Below are 6454 nucleotides of genomic sequence, written 5' to 3'. Positions count from 1 at the left end.
TCCTCTCAAACCAGCCTTTCTTCTATTGTAATAGGGTTTGAGAGTTTACACAGAATATTTTACAGACTCAGATTGGAGTTTATTTGAAAGAATTTTTTCTGATAAAACCAACTTTCAACTTAATGCTGCTTTGATAAATGAGCGTTTTGATGCTCATGCGAAAGATGTTGATGATGCAGATTTAGCATTATATAGAAGGTCACTAAAATGGTTTGAAGATAAAATAGCTTTACTGTAGCAGATAAGGACGACCTTATTCGTCGTCCTTATCTTAATTCCCTTTATTTAGAGTTTTCATAGAAGCGGTCACATCGTATAACACCCTATTCACTTGGCTTCACTCCATTCCTTGATCTGTCGGAGAAGCGTCGGCAGATCACTCCTGAGAATCTTCATACAATTGATCAAGGAATTCATATATACTGTTTGCTAAAAAATACATATTGCTCATATCTGGTTCGTCATATTCTTCCTCATGATCCCAAAAATAAATCGTTTCATAAAATTCTTTATTTATACCGAGGCAAATTACATTTCCTCCAGGATCATTACCAATTGGAATAAATCCATTAGGTAGCCTATCTTCGTATATATCCAGATAGTCCTCTAAATTACTATACATATCCCCAATACCGTAAAATAAATTCAATACACCTTCACCTTGCTCATCAGAAACTTTAAACATATTAGGAACCGGGTATCCTCCGTTAAAATCTTGTATAAATTTTTTATATAGTTCAGTAAATTTTATACCATGTTCTAGCTCAAATAGCTCAATCTTCTCTACAGTAAGTGATTCATGTGAACCTTCCATTTTTGCCATATCAAATCTCTCCCTTTCAATTGCTCTTAATTCTTACCATTAACTTTAGAAACTCCTCCACTATGAGTAAATTCTGTATGTATCTTATCATTTACAAGAATCATAGTTTCACCATCCTCATGATAATACCATGCATAATTTGCAGGTGGTTTATTAGGTTCTGTAATAGGTGGATCAGAGTCCTTACTTAAACGAGCTTCAGCATTTGCTGCCTTGTAATCTGCTGGACGATTTGTTGGTCTAGCGATTTTAATCTTAACTGGCTCAACTGTTGGATGTGCATAGGGACTGAAATCTGGATACCCATTAGGATAACTTACCGATTGCCCATTTTTATTGATATATGTCCAAGTTCCATTCTCATCAATTGAGCTGGTTCCCCCTTTTGCATAACACTTCTCGGGAAACCGTGAGTTTATAGGATTTGTAGCCACTATTTCCTTTATAAAATCTGACAGCTCTAATTACCCTGTCTTTTTACCCGTCCCCGCAGGACCATGCTTACCGCCACCATCGCCATCCATCCGCGTCATCTGTCTATATTCCGCTTGGTTCATCATCTGCCAGAATCTCGTGCCATCGGCAATTTGCATCACAACTTTCAGATTTGAAAGAATTTTGGGTACAGGGATTATTAAAGTTACGTCTGCTTGGACTTCTTCATCCGATTAATTCGTCACTTGGTATGATTTTCTTGAAAGTCCGTTAAAATCATTCAAAATATAAGAAAGCCACAATACGGGTAGCTAACTCGCATTGTGGCTTATTTCTTGGGTTATAATTATTATTGGATGAATAATCGGTTTATTCTGCACTAGTTAGCCCCAGCGATATTTATAAAGAATTAGAGATAACATACGCATATGAAATAAATGCTATCCTATAAAAACAACTGCGTCTTTACGTTGAAATGCACTGGGCAGTTTATCCTTAAGTCCATCTACTCTTTCAAATAATCTGCTTCTCTGTTCCTCTTCTAAATTTTGATCTGCCCACTCTTTTAATAGATTTAGTTCAGCAAAAATGCTTTGTAGATCTTCCTCTTCTATATCAACACCTGTCGAAAAAAGAATTACCCACTTTAATTTCAAATGTTGGATTCCAGGAAGCCAATATTGATTAAAAAATGATTCAGTAGCAACTGGGAGAAAAAAGTGTTTTTCAAAATCGTTTTGCGGATCAAGAATCATTACACTTATAGACATTTACTTCATACCTCCATAGATAGCGCTAAATTTGTAATCTGGAAACTCTTTCCTAAGTTGATTTAGGCTATTCTCAACCGCCTGTTTCAATTCAGGTGTATTTCCGTCTAACCTAAAAACAAACTCTCGGATATTCTTGATACTATCAAGGTCAGGTATCTCTTTTGACCCATTTTTTGTTGCACGTGTAGAAGTTGCATTATTTTGAAGTTCATTAATTCGATTTCGAGTTTTTATCAATATTTGCTTATCGGCAAATTGTTGTGGTGTTTGTGCAGGTAAACCTGTTTTAGGATTAACAATATTAAGACCTTGAGCAGACTTGTCCTCATAAAAAATCTTATTAACTAAATCAATTTCATCAAACTCACCAAGAGACTCCCCTCTTTGGTTAATAATTTCAACCTCTTTCGCACTTTTTATCTTAGAAACATTACCCGTCCCCTCAGGACCATGCTTACCACCACCGTCGCCATCCATCCGCGTCATCTGTCTATATTCCGCTTGGTTCATCATCTGCCAGAACCTCGAGCCATCAGCGGTTTGCATCACAACTACACGGAAAGGTAGCATATCCAGCACAGCATTACGCAGTTTTTCTACCAGTATACCTTCCTTTTGAAGCTCATCCAATAACTTTTCCAGCGTCGATGCGTTCGTCTTCAGCTTGCCGTCTTTCGCTGCTGCCGTGGCAGTTTCGTCCATTTGATCCGTGAGAAGCGGCTTCCCTCCTCCTTCGCCTTCCTCTCCCTTCTTCCCCTCTGAGCCATCTCCTCCATCCGCATGCCCGTTCTTTCCGCCTTTGCCTACCCCTTTGGCAAGGGACTTCGTCGCTCCCGCTGCACCAAAAACCATCGTACCCGCATCCACGATGCGCATATAGCCTTCCACCGTTTTCTGACCGATTTCCTCGCTCTCTTCTTTCGTTTGAAAGAGCCATTCGGTTGGATTCATCGCCATGCTTGTCGGAACTAACTTAAAGGCTGGATTAAACATGATTGGATTAGAAGTAGGCATGTCCGCTATCGGCTGTACGAAGCTTGTAGCAGTGGAAGATACATCGCCCCAGATCTCTTCCCCCGATTTCTGCAGCGTCACCGTTTCCAGTGTGTAATTTAATGCCTGTAGATATCCTTTCATTAGATCATTGCGTTCCGCTAACGGTGCGGCCTCCTTACCGCTCACCCACTCGTATACGGTATCCGAGTCAATGAGAATATCCGCTGCATCTACCACCAAATCCCAAAGCTCCAACGCTGCATTCTTCAGCGCTTTTTTTTCACCCTCCCCCTGCGCCTTTTGGTTTTCCTTCATCCGCTCAGTCGCCACACGCTGGATTCCCTTTTCTTGTACCTGTTGCTCGAACGGACTTAATATTCGCTCATACGTTTGCGTCACACTTGCCTTTAACTCAATCTCACTTCCCTTTACATTCACTTCTTCTCCAAAGTCGATCGACTCCGTTGCCGTCTGAATGTAGAGACTTTCTTCGCCCCTTACTTCAATGGCACCGCCACTCAGACTTAGCGAACCAGCAGCTTGAATCTGTACAGCCGTTGAGCTGTTGAGCGTCACACCCGTATACTTGTTCAGCGAAATGAACAGCGCTCCCTCTTGTGCGGTCATATGCAGCTCGCTGTCCCCCAGGCTGAAGGCCTTGCCCTGTGGATTGCCGAATGATTTGACACCCGGATCGGCCATCGTCCTGTGACTTTTCTCCGCCTGCGCCCCTTCCGCTTTCATCCGCACCGCGTGGGTTACAATCGCCTCATCCTCATCTGCACTTGGAAAATAGAGCTTAACCGCCGCCCCTTTCTCCGGCAGCATGTACAGCACCTGATTCCCTTCTGCCGAATAGGGGAACCACTGTGCTTCTCCCGCATCCTGCTTGCTATCCATCTCCAGATGCAGCTTGACCTGATTACGCTCCACGTCGATAATGCTGCCATTGATAGAAGCTCCAATGATCGCCAGATTATGCAGCTTCCGCTTCTTTAAACCCTCTGGCAGCGCACATTCATAGCTCCACTGAAGCAGCCCATGCTTCAGACATCCATGCCGCTTCGTGATGAAATAGGTGACATGGCCATGCTTCACCTCATCGCCAAGCTGGAGCAGCTTCCCCCACTCAAACCGATACGATGTATAATGCTGCTCTTGCCCGCCAGACTCATGATTCATTTCCCATTCCAAATAAGGCGCTAATTCCCGCTTGATTTCATAGGGATGGCCTTCCAGCTCAATCGGAGCCTTGCCATCCGGAATGCCGATCCAGAACTGCTGTTTATGCGCCGCTATATCCGGTACCAGCTCCGCCCCAACATGAGAAGCCAACCGCTTGAGAAATTCCCAATCCGTCTCCTCATATTGCATCATAAATTTACCCGTCTTCTTCTTCCCAAACGCTGTATCAATAACGTCTCCACGCCCATATTCGCGCACAATAGCCAGTACAATCTCATTGTATGTACGATCTGTGCTTTGGAAAGAACGTTTCTTCCTGCGCGTATCAAAGTCATAGGTATGGGATAAGGCTTCAAGCTGCACACGAACCCCATCCCTTGCGGCATGCAGCTCGACATGATGCAGCTGTCCCAGAAAAAGCGGCTGCTTCCTGCCATCCTTGAGTACCCGGTACACCCCGATATGATCATTTGCCGAAGCATGGGTTATAATCTCATCTTCCTTTTCCTCTGCTACCGTACCCGTTACGATTAATTTCCCGTGCTCCCCAAATTCATGAATGATTTCCAGCTGCTCTAGCCGCAGCTTGCCATAGGGCCATACGAAACGCAGATCCTTGTAATCTGCCGCCGTTTCCTCCGCTTCCTTTTCCTTCATCATCATCCCCCTCAGCGCCCTTTAATGGCTACAGCTGCCCATCCTGATCGATCGTAATGGTGCCTCCTGTGGAGCACATTAATTGTGATTTACTAAGCAGTGCGGGCTGCTCGTCAATAAGCACATCCTTCTTGCCATCCGTCCATGGTCCGCAGGTCAGCGGCTCGCAGACACCGCCCGTTTTTTTACAAAAGCCAAAATGGCTGATGTTGTCGATCGGAACGGCATCCATCACATGCAGAACAGGCTGGTCTTTGATATAGACGCCATGGGAGGTCGGCAAATTAAGCACACCCGGATCAGAGCCTTCGCTGCATTTTAATACGGCTCCTCTAACTACATAAAAATGCTCGCCCTCCAGCATGCCGTTCATAAGCGCTTGCAGCAGCATCGTAAACATCATGTCCTACTCCCCCTCGCCTTTTCCTCATCCGTTCTATGATGATTCCGCCAGCTTAATCGTAGAAATAGCTGCATGGGCCAGTTGCTGCCACAGCTCTACCTCGCGCAGCGGAAATTGAAAGCTGCACATCAGCACTCTCCCGGCAAACACGGTCATCCCTACAACCTGATAAACGGACTTCTCCCCTTCTGGAAGAAGGCATTCATAGTAGGCGATGTCATGTGCCTCCGGCTTAAGCATACCGCCGCCCGTTACAATCAGCTCTGGGCGCATTTGCTTTATTTTCACGACCATCGCTTGTGCAAATCCTTCGAGGTAAGGCGGCTGCAGCTCATGCTTTAACCAACTGAGCGTACATACGATGCTCTTCGTTTCATCGGTAAATGACCACTGCTCATGCTTTCGCTGCTGCTTGGCCTCCACTTGCACTTTGAGCGATCCCGACTCTTGCATCGCCGATAACGAGGAAGGCAGCATCAAGCTTATGCGTCCATCCAGCAGCCACAGCTCCTGCATGCGGTATTTTTGTCCGCCTATCCTGAGTAAGCTCACGGCTCCTTCAACTGTCCATTGCGGCTCGCGGCCCGCTGTATCTGCATGAGGCGACCTGATCCACGTATCCAATATTTGCTCATCCATATAACGCTTCATGCTGCCCCTCCTCATGTACCTCGACCCGGTTAAGAACAAACCCCGTCGCCTCCCGGCGCAGCAAGCTCTCCGCCGCCGCCAAGCTAAGGACGAGATACGGCTCTCTTACTCCCGCGATGGTAAACATATGATGGCCTGCTATTTTGCTCCGCGCGAGCACCAGCCGCTTTATCGTCTGATCCGGATGAAAACTGCTTTGACTCGAGAGTGCGTCAATGGCCGGAACCTGCATAGCCCAATAAAGGGGCTGGAACTGCTGCTCCCGGTTCATAAAGTACACTCTTTTGAAAGCAATCCGAGCGTTATATTTAGTGGCGATCGTTTTTATCTTGTCAGATACCATGCGGATTGGACGCTCCAGCCAGTCCAGCACCTCGACATCTCCTTGAGCCGCCACATCCACTACGGAAATCGCAGGCAGTTGCGCAAAAGGCTTGCCATTCTCAAATCTAGGCGGCTTAAAGGTGCCATCCAGCTGCTGATCTTCCTTTAAAATAAAATATTCACTCATCGCTTTCCCCCTTCCAACTA

General features: G+C 45.4%; 8 protein-coding genes. 1 reads left to right on the top strand and 7 read right to left on the bottom strand.

What is annotated here, in order from left to right:
* Nucleotides 1–37: 37 nt before the first annotated feature.
* Nucleotides 38–238, top strand: a complete 201-nt coding sequence (locus tag WH37_RS36770; RefSeq protein ID WP_046234182.1) for a hypothetical protein — start codon at nt 38–40, stop codon at nt 236–238.
* 138 nt (nt 239–376) lie between these two features.
* Here WH37_RS36770 and WH37_RS29240 read toward each other — a convergent pair whose 3' ends face one another.
* From WH37_RS29240 to WH37_RS29215, 7 genes are all read right to left on the bottom strand, one after another.
* On the bottom strand, nt 377–823 hold the full coding sequence (locus tag WH37_RS29240) for an SMI1/KNR4 family protein (RefSeq protein ID WP_046234181.1): 447 nt from the start codon (nt 821–823) through the stop codon (nt 377–379).
* Between the two features lie 26 nt (nt 824–849).
* Nucleotides 850–1257 carry an HNH endonuclease gene (locus WH37_RS35075; protein WP_231594420.1) on the bottom strand — a complete coding sequence of 136 codons (408 nt, stop codon included), beginning with the start codon at nt 1255–1257 and terminating at the stop codon, nt 850–852.
* 441 nt (nt 1258–1698) lie between these two features.
* The gene (locus WH37_RS29235; RefSeq protein WP_046234180.1) at nt 1699–2028 is read right to left on the bottom strand and encodes a hypothetical protein; all 330 of its coding nucleotides are present in this window, start codon (nt 2026–2028) and stop codon (nt 1699–1701) included.
* Nucleotides 2029–4875 carry a contractile injection system protein, VgrG/Pvc8 family gene (locus tag WH37_RS29230; protein ID WP_082111061.1) on the bottom strand — a complete coding sequence of 949 codons (2847 nt, stop codon included), beginning with the start codon at nt 4873–4875 and terminating at the stop codon, nt 2029–2031. It abuts the gene before it with no gap.
* Between the two features lie 22 nt (nt 4876–4897).
* The gene (locus WH37_RS29225) at nt 4898–5272 is read right to left on the bottom strand and encodes a DUF4280 domain-containing protein (protein ID WP_231594419.1); all 375 of its coding nucleotides are present in this window, start codon (nt 5270–5272) and stop codon (nt 4898–4900) included.
* A 33-nt stretch (nt 5273–5305) separates the two neighbouring features.
* Entirely contained in the window at nt 5306–5923 is a 618-nt protein-coding gene (locus WH37_RS29220) for a hypothetical protein (RefSeq protein WP_046234179.1), read from the bottom strand.
* Nucleotides 5904–6434: a hypothetical protein gene (locus WH37_RS29215; RefSeq protein ID WP_046234178.1), complete on the bottom strand. Its 531-nt coding sequence runs from the start codon at nt 6432–6434 to the stop codon at nt 5904–5906. The genes WH37_RS29220 and WH37_RS29215 overlap by 20 nt, the downstream gene beginning before the upstream one ends.
* Nucleotides 6435–6454 lie beyond the last annotated feature (20 nt).

It is taken from the genome of Paenibacillus algorifonticola (genome assembly GCF_000971975.1).
GTDB lineage: Bacteria > Bacillota > Bacilli > Paenibacillales > Paenibacillaceae > Pristimantibacillus > Pristimantibacillus algorifonticola.
Note: the sequence above shows the minus strand (reverse complement) of the source record. Positions and strands in the feature narration are given on the sequence as shown.

What these genes read in the sequence shown, in the direction of transcription:
- WH37_RS29225 (WP_231594419.1), bottom strand. Translation starts at nt 5,272, where the DNA reads ATGATGTTTACGATGCTGCTGCAAGCGCTTATGAACGGCATGCTGGAG.
- WH37_RS29215 (WP_046234178.1), bottom strand. Translation starts at nt 6,434, where the DNA reads ATGAGTGAATATTTTATTTTAAAGGAAGATCAGCAGCTGGATGGCACC.
- WH37_RS29235 (WP_046234180.1), bottom strand. Translation starts at nt 2,028, where the DNA reads ATGTCTATAAGTGTAATGATTCTTGATCCGCAAAACGATTTTGAAAAA.
- WH37_RS29230 (WP_082111061.1), bottom strand. Translation starts at nt 4,875, where the DNA reads ATGATGATGAAGGAAAAGGAAGCGGAGGAAACGGCGGCAGATTACAAG.
- WH37_RS29240 (WP_046234181.1), bottom strand. Translation starts at nt 823, where the DNA reads ATGGCAAAAATGGAAGGTTCACATGAATCACTTACTGTAGAGAAGATT.
- WH37_RS29220 (WP_046234179.1), bottom strand. Translation starts at nt 5,923, where the DNA reads ATGAAGCGTTATATGGATGAGCAAATATTGGATACGTGGATCAGGTCG.